Here is a 19,199-nt window from a genome sequence, read left to right as displayed (position 1 = left end):
ACGGCATACGAGATAGGAGTCCGTCTCGTGGGCTCGGAGATGTGTATAAGAGACAGGGGATGAACAGTCCCGAAGATGCCAGGCGCGTGATGCAGGCAGGGGCGGACGCTGTGCTTATAGGGTCTTCACTTATGGAAAGTGACTCCGTTTTTGAGAAAACTAAAGAATTTGTCCAGAGCTTTTGCTGGCGTTAACAACTGCTTTTCCTTGACTTTCAGGAACTTTCGGCCTGTGGAAATAAGGTCGAAAAATCCGCTTTCATTTCAAAACTAAGGTCATAATTCTGTTTCATAAAATCAGGAATCACGAGATCAGGAATCACAACTCAGAAATCACAACTCAGGAATCACAACTCAGGAATCACAACTCAGGAATCAAGAATTCAGGAATTAAAAATTCAGGAATCACAAAATCAGAAATCAAGATACAAGGGAGTAATCAAATTGACAGGAACTGAAGTTTCAGAATCTCAGGTAAAAGGAAAGTACGGGAAATTCGGAGGGCAGTACGTACCCGAAGTCCTCATGCCGGCCCTGGAAGAGCTGGAAGCGGGGTATGAGAAGTACAAAAACGACCCTGAATTCCTTGCAGAACTTGAACATTACCTCAGGGATTTTGGGGGCAGGGAAACTCCTCTTTACTTTGCCCGGAACCTGAGCAAGAAATACGGGACAAAGGTCTATCTCAAGCGGGAAGACCTGGTGCATGGGGGTGCCCACAAGCTCAACAATGCTCTCGGACAGGCCCTGCTTGCAAAGTTCATGGGAAAGACCAGGCTGATCGCCGAAACAGGTGCCGGGCAACATGGGACTGCAACTGCCATGGTGGGAGCGACTCTCGGGTTTGAGACTATCGTCTACATGGGGGCAAAAGACGTCAAACGCCAGCAGATGAACGCATACAGGATGGAACTCATGGGGACCGAGGTAAAAGCCGTAGAGACAGGCTCAAAAACCCTCAAAGATGCAATCAACGAGGCGATGCGGGACTGGGTCACCAACATAGGAAACACCCACTACCTGATCGGTTCAGTGGTCGGCCCCCATCCCTACCCGATGATCGTAAGGGATTTCCAGAGCGTGATCGGGCGTGAAATAAAGGAGCAGGCAATGGAAAAAGAAGGCAGGCTGCCTGACTCTATCATCGCCTGTGCAGGCGGCGGGAGCAATGCCATGGGAAGTTTCCATCCCTTTGTCGAAGACAGAGAGGTCAAACTGATTGCCGTAGAAGCCGGGGGAAAAGCCCTGAAGTGTACGGAAAAAGCAGCTCTCCACTCAGCTTCTCTCTGTGCCGGGGAAGAAGGGATCCTGCACGGGGCCCGGACAAAGGTGCTGCAGGACAAAAACGGGCAGATCCTTGAGTCCGAATCCATATCAGCAGGACTTGACTACTCAGGAGTAGGCCCGGAACTGGCTTACCTTTCGGAGAGCGGCAGGGTTACAGCCCGCTATGTCACAGATGATGAAGCGCTTGAAGCTTTCCACGAACTGAGCCGGCTTGAAGGAATCATTCCTGCCCTTGAATCCTCACATGCCCTTGCCTACCTTAAAAAAGCTGCCGAATCCGGGGAACTTGGAGAGTTTGTGGTTGTAAACCTTTCTGGAAGAGGGGACAAGGACCTGGAAACCGTCCTGAGCCTGAAGAGAGGGATCTAAAATGGAAAGGCAAATGGAAACTGAACTTAGAAGGCAAAGTAGAAGGCAAAAAATTTCAGAAAAATTCGGTGAACTCAGGGAGAAAAAAGAAGGAGCCCTTATCGGCTATGTGATGGCAGGAGACCCCTCCGCAGAAGCAACCGCCGGGGTTGTAAAAGCCCTGGCAAACGGGGGCGCGGATATTATCGAACTCGGTTTCCCGTTTTCAGACCCCGTGGCTGACGGGCCAACCATCCAGGCAGCAGGACAGAGGGCACTTGCAGCCGGCATGGATATTGAAGGTTACTTCGAACTTGTCAGAGCCCTTGAGGTTGAAGTTCCTCTTGTGTGCATGACCTATTACAATCCGGTGTTCAGGTACGGAGTGGAAAAATTCGTAGCCCATGCCGCAGAAGCAGGAATAAGCGGACTGATCATCCCCGACATCCCGGTAGAAGAAGCAGCTGATCTGAAGAATAGCTGTGAGAAACACGGGCTTGACCTGATCTTTCTGGTTGCACCTACAACGACCGATGCAAGAATCCTGAAGATACTGCAGAGAGGCTCGGGCTTCATCTACCTGGTTTCAAGGCTTGGGGTTACGGGAACCAGGGCGGACGTTTCAGGTTCCACAAAAGAACTGCTTTCCAGGGTAAAAACCGATATTCCGAAAGCTGTGGGTTTTGGGATCTCAACCGGAAAGCAGGCTGCAGAAGTCAGAAAAGCTGGAGCAGACGCTGTAATTGTCGGCTCGGCTTTTGTCAGGATCATCGAAGAAGGGAAAGATGTAAACGAAAAGCTGGAAGCCCTCGTGAGGGAACTCAAATCCGGCATACTTGAAGCAAATTGAAACAGGAATTTCAGAGGGGGCAGAAGAATGCAGGGAATGAAAGTATATATTAAAAAATTGGAAGAAGGCTGCGACCTGAGTTCAGAAGAAGCCGAAGCCGCACTGGGCGAGATTCTGAGCACAGCAGGGGATGAGGAGATAGGGAAATTTCTGCTCGCCCTCAAGACAAAAGGGGAAAAACCCGAAGAAATCACAGGCTTTGTAAAGGGAATGAAGAAAGTCGCCAATATGATCCGGCCGGACGTTCCTTTCAGGCTTGTGGACGTCGTCGGGACAGGAGGAGACGGGCTTAACACCATCAATGTCTCAACAGCAGCTGCAATTGTGACTGCAGCAGTCGGAGTCCCTGTAGCCAAACACGGAAACAGGGCTGCCACCTCAATGTCCGGAAGTTCGGATGTGCTTGAAGCCCTCGGGATCAAAGTGGAGCTTGCCCCGGAACTTGTCAGGAAGACTATAGAAGAGATAGGCATAGGGTTCATGTTTGCCCCGGTTTTCCACCCTGCCATGAAGCGGGTTGCAGGGGTCAGGAAAAAGCTTGGAGTAAGGACGGTTTTCAATATCCTTGGACCCCTGACCAATCCGGCAGGAGCGAAAGGGCAGGTCGTAGGAGTTTTTGATAAAAGCCTCTGTGAGCCGATAGCTTATGCTCTTGCTGAGCTCGGGACCGAACACGCTCTTGTGGTGAACGGAGACGGGATGGATGAGATCTCAAACGTGAGCGAGACCTACGTTGCCGAATTAAAGGACGGAAAAGTTTCCACATACACTCTGACTCCGGAAGCTCTCGGCATGCTGCGGGCAAAGCCCGATGAAATCAAAGGCGGCTCCCCGAAAGAAAATGCCCGTGACCTCCTCTGCATCTTTAAGGGACAGAAAGGGCCCAAGAGGGATCTTGTAATCCTGAACGCAGCCGCAGCCCTGTATGTGAGCGGGATAGTGGGCTCAATCCGGCAGGCAATCCCCATTGCCGAAGATGCGATTGACAGCGGGAAAGTAATGGTCAAGTTCAACCAGTTCCGGAATTTCACTGCCGAAATTTCCAGGCAGGGCAAAAAAGAGGGCTCTAGCTCGGGAAAAGCGCTTCTTGCCTCTTCTGACACGTCTGTGTTAAGCCCGGCTTCCGGGGAAAGGGCATGAAAACAAGTCCGAAAACCCGGGTAAAAATCTGCGGGATCCGCAGTCCTGAAGATATAAAACTTGCAGCCTTCTACGGAGCCGATGCTGTGGGTTTTATCACGGAAGTCCCTGTGGAAAGCCCGAGGAAACTCGATTCGGACACCGCTGCTGCCCTTATATCAAAAGTCCCGAAATTCCTTGATTCGGTAATGGTCATAATGCCTGAAAATTCCACCTGCGCCCTGGAACTTATCGATAAAGTAAGGCCGGACATAGTGCAGATCCACTCCAGTCTGCCCCTTCTCGAACTTGAAGTCATAAGGGAAAAAGCAGACATCCCCATCATAAAAACCCTTTCTGTGCCTGCCGGTCGGGGAGCTTCTAAACTCCAGGTCCTTGTAAAGCGACTTCTTGAAGAGGTCCGCGAGCTGGAAGAAAGCGGAGCTGTTGACAGCGTGCTTCTGGACTCAGGGGTTGCCGGAAAAGCTGGCGGTACAGGCTTTGTTCATGACTGGGACCTGAGCCGGAGAATTGCAGAAGAAACAGAACTTCCCCTGATCCTTGCCGGCGGGCTCAAACCCGAAAACGTGCAGGAAGCTATCAGGGCAGTTTCCCCCTATGCTGTGGACACAGCTTCAGGGGTAGAGACCTGCGGAAAAAAAGATGCTGTGAAAATCAGGAAGTTTATTGAAGAAGTGAGGTGTACCGATGCTTTCCTTTGACCTTGGAAAAGATGAATTTCTGGAACTTGTCTCCGGGCTCGAAAGGCCGGGCCTGGTCCAGCTCTTTGCAAAAGTTGAGGCTGGATGTTCCCCTGCCTGCTCTCCCCTCGAACTTTACGGAGCCCTGCGGGTTTCAGGGACAACAGGCTACTCCTACCTGCTGGAGTCCGTTGAAAAACAGGAAAGCAGGGCAAGATTCTCCTTTGTTGGAAACGACCCCGATGCCGTGCTGAAAATAAGTGACCGAAAAATTTCCCTTGAGCTCCTTAACCCAAAAGCTTCTCCTCTCTTTGAAGCGATCTGCGCAAAGATGGAGGAAGTCTGCGGACCGGAAACCGCAGAGAATAAAGAAGCGAAGAAAAAAGAAGCAGAGAATAAAGAAGCGAAGAAAAATGAAGGTCCGGAAAAGTTTACAGCTGCAATTCCAGAGGGAAAAGATGTTTTCGATGCCCTTCGCCTTGCTTTTCCTCCGGCAAACGGGATAGAACTTTTTAATTCCAGACGTTTTGAGAGGCAGACCTTCCTGGGAGGGGCTATCGGCTATACAGCGTACGATGCAATCTATGACAGCTGGCTTGGGGTCGAGAAAGGCTTTGAGTCCGACATCCCCGAACTTCAGTACCTGCTCGTTTCAAAAAGTTTTGTCTTCGACCACCTGACTGAAGAGGTCTACATAGTTGTCACCCCCTTCGTAAGCCCGGGGTCGGATGCAGGAAAAGTGTACGAAGAAGCGCTTTCAGAGGCAGAAAGGCTCTGCTCCAGAATTAAGGGAGCTCACCTGCCGGAAGATATAGCAAAAGCATCAACCGAAAAAGCAATTGTTTCAGGAGCAAAAGTTTCGAGCCCATCGACGGCATCAGGTCCACGCGTACAGGTCTGCAGCGTTGACCAGGCGGGATTTGAGGAGTCCGTACTCCAGGCGAAAGAACATATTTTTGCAGGGGATATTTTCCAGGTAGTCCTTTCCAGGGAATGCGAGTTCGAACTGGAGCAGTCTTCGTTTGAGCTTTACATGCAGCTCCGGGCAATCAACCCCAGCCCTTACATGTATATCTTTGAGTTTGGAGACCTTGCAATTGTAGGGGCAAGCCCTGAGACCCTGCTGACCGTACACAAAAGCACTGTTATAATAAACCCCATTGCAGGCACCTGCCCGAGGGGAAAGTCCGAAGCTGAAGATGAAGCCCTGGCTTCACACATGCTCAACGACGAGAAGGAAAGAGCAGAACATGTAATGCTTGTTGACCTCGGACGAAACGATGTCCGGATGGTTTCGGAAAGCGGCTCGGTAAAGGTTTCCGACTTCATGAAAGTCCTGAAGTATTCCCATGTCCAGCACATAGAAAGTACGGTTTCGGGAACCCTGAGGCCCGAATGCGATCAGTTTGATGCTTTCAGGGCAGTATTTCCGGCAGGGACGCTTTCAGGGGCTCCGAAAATCCGCGCAATGGAGATTATTTCCGAACTTGAAACAACTCCAAGAGGAATCTACGGTGGTGGGGTTGGGTACTATAGCTGGAACGGGGATGCTGATTTTGCAATTGTTATCCGGACCGTGCTTGTACAGGGCAAAAAGGCTTCAGTGCAGGCAGGAGCAGGCATTGTTGCCGATTCCGATCCCGCATATGAGTTCAGGGAGACTGAGCGAAAGATGGCAGCAATGCTTGCGGCTATCGGCGGAGAACTCTGAGATGAAATATATGAAAGTTTGAGACATATGAAAGTTTGAGATATATGAAAATTTGAGATATATGAAAATTTGAGATATATGAAAATTTGAGATGAGATATATGGAAATACATTTAATGAGGGAGATTTCAGGGCAGGGAAATTCAGGGAAAAGAACTCCGGGAAGTAAAAATCCGGGAGAAAAAGCTTCAGGAGGTGTTTTCAGGTGAAGATTGTTTTCATTAACAACAAGGACTCCTTTGTGTGGAACCTGGTAGACTACATTTCGTATTTTGAAAAAGATACCCTGGTCCTTCCCAACACAGTAACCTTAGAAGAACTTCGAGAAATAAAGCCTGATGCGCTGGTAATTTCTCCCGGACCCGGAAACCCTTCGGACCCGAAGGATATAGGAAACTGCCTGGAGATCATCAGGGAAATGGGCAGGGAAATCCCTCTTCTGGGAGTTTGTCTGGGGCACCAGGCAATCAATGTAGCCTTTGGGGGACCTGTCAGGAGAAGTAAAGTGGGGCCGGTACACGGAAAAAGTTCAAGGGTCCTGCATACGGAATCGGCGCTCTTTACACCACTTAAAGAGCAATTTGAAGCAGGCCGCTACCATTCACTTGAGATAGAGAAACCGGCTCCCGGAATAAAGGTTACTGCACGAGCAGAAGACGGGACCATCATGGCAGTCGAACACGCAGAATATCCTATCTACGGCCTGCAATTCCACCCTGAGTCCGTGCTTACTCCCGAAGGGTTGAAAATAATCGAAAGATTTCTGGAAATTTCGAGGAACTTTAAAAAAAGACAGCAGGCTGTTTAAAACAGCCCTAAATTTTTCTGTCGGACTTGTATTTATTTAGCTGATAATTCTGTTAGCTGATAATTCTGTTAGCTGATAATTCTGTTAGCTAATAATTCTGTTAGCTGATAACTTTGCTAACCCACTGGTAGTCTAACCCACGTAGTTATTATTTTTCCTTTTCAGAAGCTCCGGCTTCAGGTTCTTCTGCCTCGCCTTCACTTTCTTCTTCCTCAGCTTCTTCTTCGAAAAATTCATCTTCTGTGAATTCCTCATTGGGCCTGCCTTCGTAACCTGCGGGCTGAAGGTTCTGAAGTTCTGCGAATTCACCTACTGTCTGGGCGATAAGCTGAGGATACTTTTCGATCTGTTCCCTTGTAACGAACTTCCCTTCCTCCGAGGCCTTTATAATTCCTTCTCTTGCAGTTTTTGCCATGTTGCTGAGGTCTTCGAGCTGCTGCCTGTCTGCCAGGTAACTCATCTCCTCAAGTACCAGGGTAGTCCAGAGGGTTACAACTTCCATTCTCTTTGCAACGGCTCCTGATCCTATAGCCTCGAGTGCCTCCACTGCATTTTTTGCAGGTTCAAGCATCTGAAACTGCACTGCCCCTTTCCCTATCTCCTGCACAGCTTTTGAAAAAGACCACATGGCATTTGAAAGGTTTTTCTCAAGCGCAGGTTCTGCAAGGCTTTTAAGGACCTGTATCGTATTAGCTGCAACGGTATCAAGCTTCTTCTGGACGGCTTTATTACCTATATTCCGAAGTGAGATTATAGCCCTTTTTAAATCTGCCTCCAGGTTTGCCATTATCAGCTCTTCGCTGAATTCCCGAAGGTACTCAATATACTGGAGCGCGTCATATTCGTTTTGTTCCCTTACAGCTTTTTCTCCAGATTCTCCAAGTTCAATAGCTTTTTGTTCGTTCAGTGAGAACATGTTTAAACCCCTTTCCAGTCAAATCCTGTTATAAATGCCGGTTTTAATAATTAAATTATTTATATCGGTATACTCTGATATTAGTCTTCCTATATTTTTGGAAATTTATAGAGAGTTTTCAGGCATTTATGATAAAAAGAGATGTATGTAACCCTGAAAATCAAGTAAATAACTTTTTGAAGCCTCAATAAAACATAATCCAAAGCTTAGGTTGTTCCCTCGTCAAGTGGAAGGCCGGCTTCAGCTCTGCAAAGCGCAGGACAAAAGACATGAGATGCCTTTACGGATATTCCGAATTAGATTGGCCGACTAATAAAAGACCGAATATTTATTTAAAAGTGAGGTAATAACTTTATTTTGTATATAAATGATTTTATAGGGTCATGGGTTTTTATATATGGTTTATCTATTCGGTTCTCTAAAAAGGTATCGGACTAATTAATCCAAACAGTCTAACATTATTATTAAAGGAAAAGAGTTAAATACATTTCTTGCATAATATATATCATACGAATAAAAAACTCATCCGGGGTTCTGAAATATTTCCCCGTGTGAGTAAAAACAACACAACCTCCATGGCAGGGGAAAGGGTTCAACTCCTTACCTTTCCCCTCTCAGACTAAATTATTTTTGTATGGGGATCTGAAGAATAATATTGGATTGGCATTAAAAACGGAAGGAGTATCCTCTGGATTTAGTCCGGGTTTAAAAACGAATAAAGAGTTGCTTTTACAGCATCTAGACAAGATCTTTTAGAGTAAATTAAAAATCTTCCATCAGGGCTGCGGCATTTATTGCAGCTTTTTCAAGACCCGCATCTGCAGCGCATCTTCCAATATCCCTGATTAAAGAAAAAAAATCTTCATTGAAGGTTTCAAATTCATTTTCCGAGCCTATGCAAGAATTATGGAGTTCCTTTAAACAAAACTGGCTTTTTATAGCTTCCTTTTCCATTCCCTGCCTGACCGCCTCTTTTCCGACTTCTTTAAGGGAGATAGCTATCAGCCGAAGAGAAAAAATCGTTTCCATGTCAGCTGTTTTTTCCCCCAGAGCTTTAAGAGCAAGAGCAGTCTCCAGCACTGCTTCATTAGCCCCGTTTCTTGCTGCTTCCTGCCCGATCAGCCCGAGGGAAGCTGCCGCGTTAAGAACGCCATCTGTCATATTTTCCTCAGCCGCAGCCATCCCCAGGGATTTTATGCACGCGATTGTCTCGCCTGTTACCCCCTGCGAGAGCCGACCTGAAAAAAATCTCATCCCAAGCTCACCCAGTTCATCTATTACCCTGAAAAGCCGAGCCTCTTCTCGAGCCCTAACCGCCTCAAGCCCAGGCTCAAGCAGAAGGATTTCTTCTGTTAAAAGCAAATTTAGCCTCCAGTTTCAAGCCGTTATTATAATTTATGAACCCACAGGTTATTACTGTTTCGTATTTTACTGGTACATATTAATTAAATTAAAAGCCGGACTGCAAAAACAGGAATTGGAATAAAAATCTTGTTTAATAATATTTGATTTGAAATGATATGAACTCATAAAGGGAATACAAAATAAGTTAAAAAAGAAATGAAAAGAAATGAAAAGAAATGAAAAGAAAAGAAATGAAAAGAAATGAAAAGAAAAGAAATGAAAAGAAAAGAAAAGAAATGAAAAGAATATAAAAGAAAATAAAAGAAAAAAAATATAATAAGTGGTATTTAAGGGGCTCTTCCTAATTATAGGTTTGAATAAACCTTTTTCTGCAGCTCCTTTATCTCCTGGAGTTTCCCGGTGTTTTCATCAGTTTCCGTGACTCCTGGGAATTTAAAGCTGTCAAGAGCCATTTCCGTAACAATAGGAGAATTGGTCAGGAAGTTTTCTTCAGCCTGCACTTTTAAGGTCTCAAGCGCCCACTGGCTCTGGAGTGCAGCCTCACGAAGCTTGTTCTTTAAAGAAAGCTTTCCTGTATCTTCAATCGAAAGGGCTACTGAGCTCAGCGCCTCGTCAAAGTATTTTTCTGCAGCAAGCTTACCTATTTCCTCAAGCAGCAGAAGGGCGCTGATAGTTTCGTCCTCACGGCTTTCTGAGGCTACCTTTTTTCCGACCTCTCCAAGGCAGGTTATTGCGTTAAGCAAAGTGTCTTCCATACCCTGCACTGCAGCAGCAGACCCGATATCTCTTAAGAGCAGGGAAAAGGCAACAATTTCTTCCTGATCTTTCTTCTCAGGAGAGGAAAGGTTCCAGATTTCCATCATGGTAGTAGCAGCTACCTTTGAACCTGCTTCAAGCGAATTTGAAGCTGCCGTTCTCCCCAGCTTTCCTGTTGCTACCATTGTCCTGTTCAGAACGGTTCCGTATCCTTTTTTTGCTGCTATTTTTGCCAGTTTCCCGAGGGCAAGGACTGAGTTGATCGTAACAAGTTCCATTCCTTCCTGTACAGCTGACTGTGCGATATCCGAAATTGAGAGGATAACCCTCCAGGCATCTGCCTCTTCATTTTCAGAGAGGAAATCTTCTGCAATCCCTGTAAGAGAATCCAGGGCCTGGAAAACTTTGCTCTCATTTTTTTCCTCAACTGATGAGAAACCTATGTCGACTGCCTCTGCCTCGTTTAATGTTATCATTATTTTTGCCCCTCTTTATAAGTCTATATTATTACAAGCTTCAAGCGTATTCAAGCTTCAAGCCCGTTTTCCTGCATATTCATATAGTCATTGTTATACATTTTATGCCAGAATGTTAGTTTAAGATCATTACACAGCATAAAATAATTCATTTTGTAAACTTAATATACAGGATGATATTGCCTGGCTTACTCTATGAAATTAGGAGATTATTAGTGTTGCTATTTTGTAACGGAGATACTTCTTTATTAGACTCCCGAGGTTTGAGGCTGTCGGTGACCTGAGCAGCAGCTTTTCATAGAGAATTAATAAAAAACCGCCTTTAAAGTTTCAGGAAAACCGGTATGTCGCGTAAAAAAGTGAAAAAATTTAAGTTAAGGGTTGGAAACCCGGCCTGCTCAGTCAAACTCACTCATTCAAAGGATTCGGCTTCGTGTAGGTACTCAGAACCATTAAAAGTTTCAATAGAAAGTTTTGCTACAAGCATATAACTTACCAGAAACTTTTCTTTTGGCTCAAGCATTATCGTTCCAAGTGCATCAGCAGCCTTTATAATAATATTTTCGAAATTTCTGAAATCGGTATTAATAAACTGGGGTTCAGAAGAAACAGGCATATGCTGGAGAGAATAGATATCTCCCCTGTGTTCCATAAGGAAGCCCAGAGTACCCTGAAGTTCATCAGAGAAGAATGGCTCATCCCTGGCCAGAGGGAGAGACTGAAGTATGCTTGATGCAGGAGAAAGAAGGCCTCCGTTCTCCGGAACCCTGGAGATCTTTTGCCTGGATGTTTCTTTTCCGATAGCCCCTATCGCAAGAGAAGATACGAGAGATTCTCTTTTCATCTGGTGAAGGGACGCGGAGCTTGCAATCTCTCCTAGATAAGCAACTGCGATCCTGACTGCCGCTTCCATTTCCTGTCCAACTGCGGACTTTCCTACTGCATAGAGAGAGTAAATTATACTGAAACCCGTATCGGACATTTTCTGTTCTCTTGCGGCCTCAGCCATCCTTCCCAGGGAAATGAGGGAAATTAAAACCCCAAGTTCCATTTTTTGAAGGGCAGCTGCATTTCCAATGTCTCTTATGCTGATTATAGCCCTTTTCGCATCGGGCTCAAGCCCTTTATTTATGTATTTCGTTCCCTGCTCTGTTAAAAAATCTATGGATCTCAGTACACCCAGTTCATCATTATCCTTAACCGAGCTTAAGCCAAGGTCTATTGCTCTGGCTTCGTTTAAAATAGACATTTGGATTACCCCAATTTTCTTACATCCGGAAAAACATCTCAATATCAGACAGTCTTGCCGGCATTCAGGCCTCTTCTATATAGAAGCAGATGATGCGTAGTTCAAGATGATACTTAGTTCAGGTACTCATTGAGTTTTTGCCCGGACTGTTCCTTTAAAGGATTCGAAAAAAATTCCTCAATCAATATCAGGAAACTTTCTCTTTCTTCTCAAATTTTTGTTCAGTTTTTCTTCCAGCTTTTCGAGACCTAAATCATCAAAATGCATGAGAGCTACTTCGGCTATAATAGATGCACTCACAAGATAGCGATCCTGGGCATCAAACTTGATGGTTTCAAGAGAATAAGCTGCCTGAAGTAGTACCCTTTCAAGTCCCTGCCTGTCGGCAGTCCTCCCAATATCCCCTAGTAAACGCACACTGGTGTCAGCAGTTTCTTTAAGGTTCTTTTCAATTGCCCCGGTCCCTATTTCCTGCAACAGAAGTTCGGCGTTTAATGCTGCATCTTCGAAGTTCTGGCTTGCCGCAATTTTCCCCGTTTCCCCAAGTAAAGCCACTGTGCAATTTGCGGCATCCCCCAGGCTTTGATTTGTTACACTTTTTCCAATTTCCCCTAGAGCGAAAATGACTGCTATTGTTTCTTTTCGGGTTCTTGTGAAGGCTGCAGTATTTCCCATTTCTCCAAGGCAGGAAGCTGCAATCTTTGCGGGAACCTCCATTTTCTGTCCCCCTGCCGTCTTTCCGATTTCACCAATAGCAAGAGCTATATTGACAACGGCATTTTCCATCCCTTGCCTGCAAGCCTCTTTTGCAACAGGGGAATAAAGAAGAAGGGCATTTGTAACAACCATTTCTAATCCAGCGAGAGCTGACGCTATTCCGATCTCTTTTATACGTTTGATTAATCTTTTAGTATCACTTTCCAGTCCTTCTTTTGCATATTTTACTGCAAGTTCTGACAGGTAGTAAAGGACCTCAACTATACTGGCTTCGTTTTTTTCATCTACCGAAGTCATCCCTATCTCTAACGCCTCGTCTTCATCAAGCGGTAGAATCCTTCATACCCCCAGATTAGCTCTTAATTAAGTATGGATACGTGAGGATATTAGCTTTGTTATGAAAGAGAGAAGAAAAGTAATCTGAAGAATTCTACCTCTTTTTCTTAAATGGAAAGAAGAAAATTGTTTGATCCTGTCTGGTATCCCTGAGACATATATCAAAAAGGGCAAATCCGCCTTATAAAAAACTTATATATAGTATTATACGGTAATAATATTCCGGTTGCTCGCGAGTAAATAAAAACCACATTTCACACACACGAGAATCGAAACGATTACTTTAGAAGGATAGGTTTAATCCCTTCTTCCTGTCCGTTCCTAACGTTGGCTCGTGAGCAATTACCCTTTCCATCTTTTCTTTTAAAGCTTGACGATTTAAACTGCGTTTATTTTTGATCCTGTTATTTTCTTTCTCTCCATTCATCTATACTGAATTTCACGGTACTCAGGATAGGTATTTTAAAAATAGAAGACAATATTACAACAGGGTAAGAAGACGCTTTTGGAACAGAGGGGGAACTATATGGAGGAAGCAACGCATATTCCATCAATTGCAGAGCAGGAACAAATGGTCACATTAATGTGTATCTGCCCTGATTGTCCTTCGTGGATTGAATGTGGGGAAAAAGGCGGATTTTGCTTTGAGACAATAGAGAAAAGCAGATGTATAAACGAAGAAAAGGGATGTATATGCCCAAGCTGTCCTGTAGCAAACAGTATGGGGTTAGAATACATGTATTACTGTACCAGGGGTTCTGAAAAAGAACATAATAAAAACTTCCGCTCTGGAACTTGAGACCGTTAATCCGCAAAAGAAATAGTAGATTGGTTTGGAACGGTTGATTCTGTAGAAAAGATTGGTTTGGAACGGTTGATTCTGTAGAAAAGATTGGTTTGGGATAAATGACTGGTCCTTTAAAAAAATCGATCCGGGAATAGAGCTCCCGGGCCTGAATTTCCTGGTGATCAAGTACTTAAACTTTCGGCTTAGAATACAAGCCCGAGGTCTTCAAGCTGCTTTCTTGCAGAGTTGTATACCTGGACGTATTCTTCTGTTGGAGTAATGGTCTTTACGTCGTAGCATTCCTGGAAGGTCTTTCCTGCCGGGGCGCTTGCGTAGTTCTTCTCGTAGAGGGGCACGAGTTTGCTGATGATCTTGTTGACCTCGGAGATTTCCATTCCCGCGGTTGCCCTTGCTACTTCTCCCATCATCCTGGCTTCCATACCTGTGGTCTTGTCGGTTACGACACCTTTTGCGGCTGCGACACCCGAGAGAATTTCGCGGCCAGATGCGGTGTCAGTCATGGACTGAGCAGAGGCTTCGAGGAGGCACATCTCGGTACATGGTCCTGCGCAGGGGTAGTACTGGTTCCCGGAGAGGATGTCTGTGAACTCGGAGATTGTTGCGCATGCCCAACCTGCGATTGTGAGGGTTTCCCTTGTGTTGGTGGATCCCCAGCGGATGTGGACAGGACCGTCAAGGTGCCAGCTTGCGCTGCTCATGACGATAGCGTTGAGATGAGTTGCAATGTCCACGATGGTGGTCTCTTCGATGCCGCCTGCGTATCCTCCGAAGATTGGCATCTGTTCGTCCATGATGATATCGCTGTTGCCTTTGTAGTGGGCGATAACTGCGATTGCATCGAGGTCGATCTTGAGTTCGTTGAGCTGGGAGACTTCGTGGCTGTCTGAGGCAATCTGGCCGCCATAGCAGTCAGATGCAATGTTTCCCTGAGCGGACAGGGAAGTCTCTGGGCCCTATATGCCCATGCCGGGCCTGCCGGCCATTGCTGCTGCCTGTTTGATGAGCCTGGTTTCGGTCTTTGCTGCCAGGACTTCATAGGGGCTGCCAGGTATAGGGGACTTTCCGCGGACCGAGGTCATAACACCGTCTACAATGGTGTCTACTTCCTTTTCCAGGGCGTAGCTCATGTGGACAGGCATGAAGACTTCTTCGGAGATCGGGGACCCGGTAGGACCACCCTGGATGATCGGCTTCTTCTTGTCACCGACACTTCTCTTGGAGACACGGACTGCGTCCCTGCCGGTTCCGAGGGTGAATTCCTTCTGGACGTTGTTGATTGCGTCCCAGATTTCGTCTTCAGTGTACTTTACGATCCTGTGGGTGTCTGTACAGTAAATACCACACTCAAGCAGCATCTCAAATCCTGCCTGGAAGAGTTTTCCCATCATGTCCTTGTCTGTTGGGACAAACTCTCCTTTGAAGTCAAGCCCGTACTTCTGCTTGAGCTCCATTGTCTTCATGGGGATCTTCATAAGGTCCCAGTCGTCCTGGGTGCACTTTTCCCCTACTTTTGCCCTGTCGTAAAATTCGTAGCAATCAAATGATTTTCTGAATGTCATGTTCTTCGGCCTCCTCAGGATTATTTCATTACATCAAGTGCAACTTTTGCAGCTTCTGCAGCGTTTTCTGCGGTTGCATCCGCACCGATTTCCTCGATCCATTTCATGGATACCGGGGCTCCTCCGAACATGCACTTTACGCTGTCCCTGAGGTTTTCTTCCTTGAGCCTGTCCATGAGGTCTTTCTGGCCGAGCATGGAAGTCGTCATAAGGGCTGAGCCTACAAGGAGTACCTTTTGCCCTTTGTGTTTTGCAGCTTTTTCCACAACGGTTTCATTAAGGACATCGGTTCCGAGGTCAAGGATCTCAAACCCGTTTGCTCCGAGCATGGTGGTGACAAGGCGGTGTCCGATGTCGTGAATGTCTCCTTCCGCAACGAAGGTGATTGCAAGCCCGGTTTCCTCTCCTTCCACTTTGGTTTTCTCAAGTTCGGGATTAAGGATTTCCATTGCATTGCTCATGGCTTTTCCGGACATCATGATCTGGGGCAGAAAGATCTCTGCTGCTTCAAACTTATCCCCAACGATTTTCATCCCTGGAGAAAGGCCCTTTGTGATAATGTCAATAGGCGGAATTCCTGCGTTCAGGGCTTCCTGGGTTAATTGTGCACAGCCTGCGATGTTTTGAGTTACTATCGCGTTGGTTAGCTTGTCAAAAATCTCGGTATTTGTCATCCCATCATCACTTCTTTCTGTTTCATTGTTTTTCGTCCGGTAAAGAGGTCTTTTCTTATTTCCCGGTCAACGGAATCTTTTTACCTATTTGCGATATATATAATTTTCCCTAAAAGTACGTGGGATTTCAGGAAAAAATATATCAAATGTTTGGTTGAGGACTCTTTAGAACCTGGGCAAAAAATCCGTAAAATAAAATATAGAGATATTTTGCAAAAAAAGGACAAAATTTGAATTTGATTACCTTTGCCTCAGCTGAATAAGAAAATAAACATAATGAATGCTGCAATGTTTAGCAAAAAACCAAACACGCTTACTATAAGTCCTGCCTTTGCGGTTGTGTCCTGAACCTGTTTCAGACGTGATCTGGCGAGGATGATGCCTGCAAGGGCAAAGGGTATTGCAAAGGATGTAAGGAATAGGCTCCCTATCCCAAGCCAGAATGAAAGAGAAAATATTACACTGATCAGCCCGCATGCAAGGCTCAAAGCCCCCTTATTCCCTGAAATGCTACTAATTTTGCTCCCTCCTGCCTGAAAATCATACACTATTCATTTAGTAAATCCTGAATTAATAGGAGAAAAGATCAGGTTTACGGTTTATTCTTCGATTTTCACTCCAATCCTGCCGCCCTCAAGTTTCCATTCATATCGCTTCAGTTCCAGTGAATCGTTCAGGCATTTCCCTGTTCTTACGTCAAATCTTCTGCCGTGACAGAGACATGTGAGGGTGAATTCCTCCAGCCTGCCCCTATCCATAGGGCATCGGGCGTGAGGGCAGAGGTTTGAGAACGCATGGATCTGCCCTTCTGCCTTAAGGAGAAGCACATTTCTTCCTCCTGGTTCAACGTGAAGAAGCTTTCCTTCTTTCAGGCTGCTTTCTTCAGCTGCATAAAACCAGGGGGGCTCAAAACCAGAAATCGAGCCCTTTTCAGGCACTTTTTCAGAAGGCATATTACCAATCACCAGAGACCGGAATTATGAGATTCAATTTATTCTTGATGCATTACTGCTCCGGAAGTTCTTTCCAATTCTTTTTCACATCATTAGGCTGGCTGCCCGTATAAGTTTTGCTGAAATCAGAAAAGATGAATAAAGGAAACAGAGAGGATAAAAGAGAAAGTAAAAAAGAGAATAAAAAAGAGAATAAAAAAGAGAATAAAAAAGAGAATAAAAAAGAGAATAAAAAAGAGAATAAAATAGAGAATAAAATAGAGAATAAAATAGAGAATAAAATAGAGAATAAAATAGAGAATAAAATAGAGAATAAAATAGAGATTAAAAAACAAACAGAGAATTTCCGTTTTTAATTTAACTCCGGGAGCGCGGAGGCACAGCGTGAAGTCCCCTTCCTCGCCTTCATCAGAAGGCAGGCGGGGGTAGTTCACATTTAATGTTTAATGGAGATTTCCATCCTCATTGAGGATTTTTAAAAGCTCGATTATCGAGTACGATGCCCTGGTAATTCCCATGCTGCGTTTGTCCGTATCCGTGCCTGCGATGTAGAGATTTTTGACAGGAGTCCGGATCTCCGCAAATTTTCCGTCAATTGTGACTGCGGCTTTTTCGGGGATCATAATCTGTTCGTGCTGCATATCGATGTATTTTTCGATATTCGGAAGGGCACGGAAAATAGTGTCATAGGCTTTTTTGAGCTCATGCTCTTCAGTCTGCTCCTTGTCTATTACGAAGGAAAAACCTACCAGTTGCCTGTCTTTTGGGGCAAGTGAAGGGTCATAGTTGCTGATGGGCATTGCCCAATAGGCAAAGTCTTTAAACCAGATCTCAGAACCTGTATAGTTGAACTCAGGAAGCTCTTCCTTCAAGCCAAGCCAGACAGTCAAGCTTTTAGTGTGCACGATTCCTTTAAGTTCTTCGTTATAAGCCGGTGGCAGGTCCTTTACAAGCCCTGGGAGCTCGGTTGCAAAGCCTGTATAGATAACAAGATCGGCTGAATAGATTTCATCAGCCTCCACGCCCGAGATCTTTCCATTCTGCACCAGGATGCTTTTTACTTCACACTCCTTTTTTATGTCGACTGTTTCCGGAAGAGAGTACAGGATGGCATTCAGCAGGGCTTTCAAACCTTTTCTCGGATATCCCTGGGAATAATTTACCTTGTTTGTAGCAAGTCTTTCAAGGGATGTGAAGGGGCGGGCAACTCTGTCCATGCGGGCTTGCAGGGAAGCATGGAGATGGTATGGAAGGATCGAAGAGAGAATAGACTCCGTGGACTGGCGTTTTTTCGGCTCGATCTTTCCGACCATGGCATCAAACTGCTCCTGTGTAATGCTGTCCCGGACAAAACTGCTGCCGGAAAGAATCCGCTGGGCAGAGGTCTCTTTCATTGACTTGCCAGAAAGAAAACCTGAGATCGTATCCACAAAGTCGTAGGTGTCTTTGCAAAGATTTTTTGGAAGGAACTCATAAACTGACTGGTCCGAGAGGTCCACTCCGAAAGATGAAAGGGTAAGGGCTTTCGTAAGGGCCTGTGAAAGGACAAGCCTGTCCTTTCTCGGAAGCACATCAAAAGTAACGAAGTCCTTCAGATTCGAAGGTACTTTGGTAAAAGAATTTTCAGTCCTGACGTAGTAGTGCCCGTAGTCCTCAAATACAGGCAGGAAATCAAAATAATTATCAATCAGCCTCGGAAGGGGGCCTTCAATCAGATGGGTTATTGCATGTGCTCCTGTATCCACCTGATACCCGTCTACCATGTAGCTGTTACAGTTTCCCCCAAGATACCGTTCTTTCTCAAGAACAAGGACCTTCTTTCCATGCTTGGAAAGCGTCAGCGCAGCCAGAAGCCCGCTTACGCCAGCCCCGACAACAATTACATCATATTTTGTCATTCCCTAAACTACCTCTATTTTTTCCAGCGAATCAAGTTTTCAGTTAAGCGCTTCACGCATCTTATAATCTTAAACTCACAACAGGACATCATATGTGTTGAACATATCTTAACAAAAGTTATTTTCTGAAACTTAATGAAGTACTTTAAACATGAAATACATTTGGAATTACTTTATATGTAATTTATGATCTAACAAAGTTATCTTTAATTTCCTCTTTCTATCTGTAGAGTAGTATAGAGAAAAAAATAGTATTTATAATTAATAGTCCGCACGAGAGCGATTATTAATAAACGTTCTTGTTTTTTGGTAGTCCATCATTACGTGGTTGATGTTTTCATAATTAAGTTTTCAGTGTAACGAATGCTTACGTTTTCATGCACCGCATGCTAACGTTTTCAGTGTAAAGACTGCTTACGTATTCATGTACCGAATCCGTGCTCTAGCCTCACTGAAGTGCGGAACAAAAGTCTGAGAAATGGCATTAAGAGTATTTTGGGAATAACATCAACCAAATACTAGAGAACTACCAAGAGCTTCAAGATGTAATTAATTCCTGAGAAAAAAATAATTTTGCATAGGGGATATCGGGGGAATATCAGTATATAATATATGAGGCAGATTTCCGAAAAATAAGGTGTGTAAAAGATCTCGGGAAAACAAAAATATC

At 45.2% G+C, this 19,199-nt stretch carries 18 protein-coding genes and 2 pseudogenes; 9 read left to right on the top strand and 11 right to left on the bottom strand.

What is annotated here, in order from left to right:
• The 7 genes and pseudogenes from EO95_RS17025 to EO95_RS06605 all read left to right on the top strand — a co-directional run.
• A pseudogene (locus EO95_RS17025) lies at positions 1 to 194 on the top strand (hypothetical protein); the annotation flags it as partial.
• Between the two features lie 249 nt (positions 195 to 443).
• On the top strand, positions 444 to 1,655 hold the full coding sequence (trpB, locus tag EO95_RS06630) for a tryptophan synthase subunit beta (RefSeq protein ID WP_048133417.1): 1,212 nt from the start codon (positions 444 to 446) through the stop codon (positions 1,653 to 1,655).
• 13 nt (positions 1,656 to 1,668) lie between these two features.
• A complete protein-coding gene (gene trpA, locus EO95_RS06625) occupies positions 1,669 to 2,484 on the top strand; it encodes a tryptophan synthase subunit alpha (RefSeq protein ID WP_048133431.1) in 816 nt (271 codons plus the stop codon).
• 27 nt (positions 2,485 to 2,511) lie between these two features.
• Complete coding sequence (gene trpD, locus EO95_RS06620) at positions 2,512 to 3,624, top strand: anthranilate phosphoribosyltransferase (protein WP_052733529.1); 1,113 nt, start codon at positions 2,512 to 2,514, stop codon at positions 3,622 to 3,624.
• Positions 3,621 to 4,325, top strand: a complete 705-nt coding sequence (locus EO95_RS06615) for a phosphoribosylanthranilate isomerase (protein ID WP_048133412.1) — start codon at positions 3,621 to 3,623, stop codon at positions 4,323 to 4,325. The genes trpD and EO95_RS06615 overlap by 4 nt, the downstream gene beginning before the upstream one ends.
• On the top strand, positions 4,312 to 6,015 hold the full coding sequence (trpE, locus tag EO95_RS06610; RefSeq protein WP_048133408.1) for an anthranilate synthase component I: 1,704 nt from the start codon (positions 4,312 to 4,314) through the stop codon (positions 6,013 to 6,015). The genes EO95_RS06615 and trpE overlap by 14 nt, the downstream gene beginning before the upstream one ends.
• Before the next feature lie 204 nt (positions 6,016 to 6,219).
• Entirely contained in the window at positions 6,220 to 6,822 is a 603-nt protein-coding gene (locus tag EO95_RS06605) for an aminodeoxychorismate/anthranilate synthase component II (protein WP_048133406.1), read from the top strand.
• A gap of 148 nt (positions 6,823 to 6,970) precedes the next feature.
• Here EO95_RS06605 and EO95_RS06600 read toward each other — a convergent pair whose 3' ends face one another.
• The 6 genes from EO95_RS06600 to EO95_RS17525 all read right to left on the bottom strand — a co-directional run bounded on the left by EO95_RS06600 (position 6,971) and on the right by EO95_RS17525 (position 13,064).
• Positions 6,971 to 7,738: a hypothetical protein gene (locus EO95_RS06600; protein WP_048133403.1), complete on the bottom strand. Its 768-nt coding sequence runs from the start codon at positions 7,736 to 7,738 to the stop codon at positions 6,971 to 6,973.
• Between the two features lie 762 nt (positions 7,739 to 8,500).
• Positions 8,501 to 9,100 carry a hypothetical protein gene (locus EO95_RS06595; RefSeq protein WP_048133400.1) on the bottom strand — a complete coding sequence of 200 codons (600 nt, stop codon included), beginning with the start codon at positions 9,098 to 9,100 and terminating at the stop codon, positions 8,501 to 8,503.
• Between the two features lie 347 nt (positions 9,101 to 9,447).
• Positions 9,448 to 10,335 carry a hypothetical protein gene (locus EO95_RS06590; protein WP_048133398.1) on the bottom strand — a complete coding sequence of 296 codons (888 nt, stop codon included), beginning with the start codon at positions 10,333 to 10,335 and terminating at the stop codon, positions 9,448 to 9,450.
• 412 nt (positions 10,336 to 10,747) lie between these two features.
• The gene (locus EO95_RS06585; protein ID WP_048133396.1) at positions 10,748 to 11,584 is read right to left on the bottom strand and encodes a hypothetical protein; all 837 of its coding nucleotides are present in this window, start codon (positions 11,582 to 11,584) and stop codon (positions 10,748 to 10,750) included.
• A 177-nt stretch (positions 11,585 to 11,761) separates the two neighbouring features.
• Positions 11,762 to 12,598 carry a hypothetical protein gene (locus tag EO95_RS06580; RefSeq protein ID WP_048133394.1) on the bottom strand — a complete coding sequence of 279 codons (837 nt, stop codon included), beginning with the start codon at positions 12,596 to 12,598 and terminating at the stop codon, positions 11,762 to 11,764.
• A gap of 322 nt (positions 12,599 to 12,920) precedes the next feature.
• A complete protein-coding gene (locus tag EO95_RS17525) occupies positions 12,921 to 13,064 on the bottom strand; it encodes a hypothetical protein (protein WP_156161196.1) in 144 nt (47 codons plus the stop codon).
• Between the two features lie 99 nt (positions 13,065 to 13,163).
• On the opposite strand from EO95_RS17525, the gene EO95_RS06575 reads away from it, so the two are divergent.
• Positions 13,164 to 13,436: a DUF2769 domain-containing protein gene (locus tag EO95_RS06575; RefSeq protein ID WP_048133391.1), complete on the top strand. Its 273-nt coding sequence runs from the start codon at positions 13,164 to 13,166 to the stop codon at positions 13,434 to 13,436.
• Between the two features lie 191 nt (positions 13,437 to 13,627).
• Here the strand turns inward: EO95_RS06575 and EO95_RS17520 are convergent.
• The 4 genes and pseudogenes from EO95_RS17520 to EO95_RS06550 all read right to left on the bottom strand — a co-directional run bounded on the left by EO95_RS17520 (position 13,628) and on the right by EO95_RS06550 (position 16,631).
• Positions 13,628 to 15,004: pseudogene (locus EO95_RS17520) on the bottom strand (monomethylamine:corrinoid methyltransferase).
• 20 nt (positions 15,005 to 15,024) lie between these two features.
• The gene (locus EO95_RS06560) at positions 15,025 to 15,678 is read right to left on the bottom strand and encodes a methyltransferase cognate corrinoid protein (protein WP_048133385.1); all 654 of its coding nucleotides are present in this window, start codon (positions 15,676 to 15,678) and stop codon (positions 15,025 to 15,027) included.
• Positions 15,679 to 15,929: 251 nt separating this feature from the next.
• Positions 15,930 to 16,166: a hypothetical protein gene (locus EO95_RS17515; protein WP_048160757.1), complete on the bottom strand. Its 237-nt coding sequence runs from the start codon at positions 16,164 to 16,166 to the stop codon at positions 15,930 to 15,932.
• 111 nt (positions 16,167 to 16,277) lie between these two features.
• Positions 16,278 to 16,631, bottom strand: coding sequence for a Rieske (2Fe-2S) protein (locus EO95_RS06550; RefSeq protein ID WP_048133381.1), 354 nt, complete (start codon positions 16,629 to 16,631; stop codon positions 16,278 to 16,280).
• 134 nt (positions 16,632 to 16,765) lie between these two features.
• Here EO95_RS06550 and EO95_RS17510 point away from each other — a divergent pair, with 134 nt between their 5' ends.
• A complete protein-coding gene (locus tag EO95_RS17510) occupies positions 16,766 to 16,987 on the top strand; it encodes a hypothetical protein (RefSeq protein ID WP_048133379.1) in 222 nt (73 codons plus the stop codon).
• Positions 16,988 to 17,074: 87 nt separating this feature from the next.
• On the opposite strand, the gene EO95_RS06540 is transcribed toward EO95_RS17510, so the two are convergent.
• Positions 17,075 to 18,529 carry an NAD(P)/FAD-dependent oxidoreductase gene (locus EO95_RS06540; protein ID WP_048133377.1) on the bottom strand — a complete coding sequence of 485 codons (1,455 nt, stop codon included), beginning with the start codon at positions 18,527 to 18,529 and terminating at the stop codon, positions 17,075 to 17,077.
• Between the last annotated feature and the right edge of the window lie 670 nt (positions 18,530 to 19,199).

This window comes from Methanosarcina sp. 1.H.T.1A.1, from assembly GCF_000979295.1.
Taxonomy (GTDB): Archaea; Halobacteriota; Methanosarcinia; order Methanosarcinales; family Methanosarcinaceae; genus Methanosarcina.
This window is presented reverse-complemented; position numbering and strand designations above follow the sequence as displayed.

Bases quoted from the DNA above. Each gene is read 5' to 3' on its own strand.
- EO95_RS06600 (WP_048133403.1), bottom strand. From the start codon at position 7,738: ATGTTCTCACTGAACGAACAAAAAGCTATTGAACTTGGAGAATCTGGA.
- EO95_RS06580 (WP_048133394.1), bottom strand. From the start codon at position 12,598: ATGACTTCGGTAGATGAAAAAAACGAAGCCAGTATAGTTGAGGTCCTT.
- EO95_RS06550 (WP_048133381.1), bottom strand. From the start codon at position 16,631: ATGCCTTCTGAAAAAGTGCCTGAAAAGGGCTCGATTTCTGGTTTTGAG.
- trpA (WP_048133431.1), top strand. From the start codon at position 1,669: ATGGAAACTGAACTTAGAAGGCAAAGTAGAAGGCAAAAAATTTCAGAA.
- EO95_RS06560 (WP_048133385.1), bottom strand. From the start codon at position 15,678: ATGACAAATACCGAGATTTTTGACAAGCTAACCAACGCGATAGTAACT.
- EO95_RS06585 (WP_048133396.1), bottom strand. From the start codon at position 11,584: ATGTCTATTTTAAACGAAGCCAGAGCAATAGACCTTGGCTTAAGCTCG.
- EO95_RS06615 (WP_048133412.1), top strand. From the start codon at position 3,621: ATGAAAACAAGTCCGAAAACCCGGGTAAAAATCTGCGGGATCCGCAGT.
- EO95_RS17510 (WP_048133379.1), top strand. From the start codon at position 16,766: ATGAATAAAGGAAACAGAGAGGATAAAAGAGAAAGTAAAAAAGAGAAT.
- EO95_RS06590 (WP_048133398.1), bottom strand. From the start codon at position 10,335: ATGATAACATTAAACGAGGCAGAGGCAGTCGACATAGGTTTCTCATCA.
- EO95_RS06540 (WP_048133377.1), bottom strand. From the start codon at position 18,529: ATGACAAAATATGATGTAATTGTTGTCGGGGCTGGCGTAAGCGGGCTT.
- EO95_RS17525 (WP_156161196.1), bottom strand. From the start codon at position 13,064: ATGAATGGAGAGAAAGAAAATAACAGGATCAAAAATAAACGCAGTTTA.
- trpE (WP_048133408.1), top strand. From the start codon at position 4,312: ATGCTTTCCTTTGACCTTGGAAAAGATGAATTTCTGGAACTTGTCTCC.
- trpD (WP_052733529.1), top strand. From the start codon at position 2,512: ATGCAGGGAATGAAAGTATATATTAAAAAATTGGAAGAAGGCTGCGAC.
- EO95_RS06575 (WP_048133391.1), top strand. From the start codon at position 13,164: ATGGAGGAAGCAACGCATATTCCATCAATTGCAGAGCAGGAACAAATG.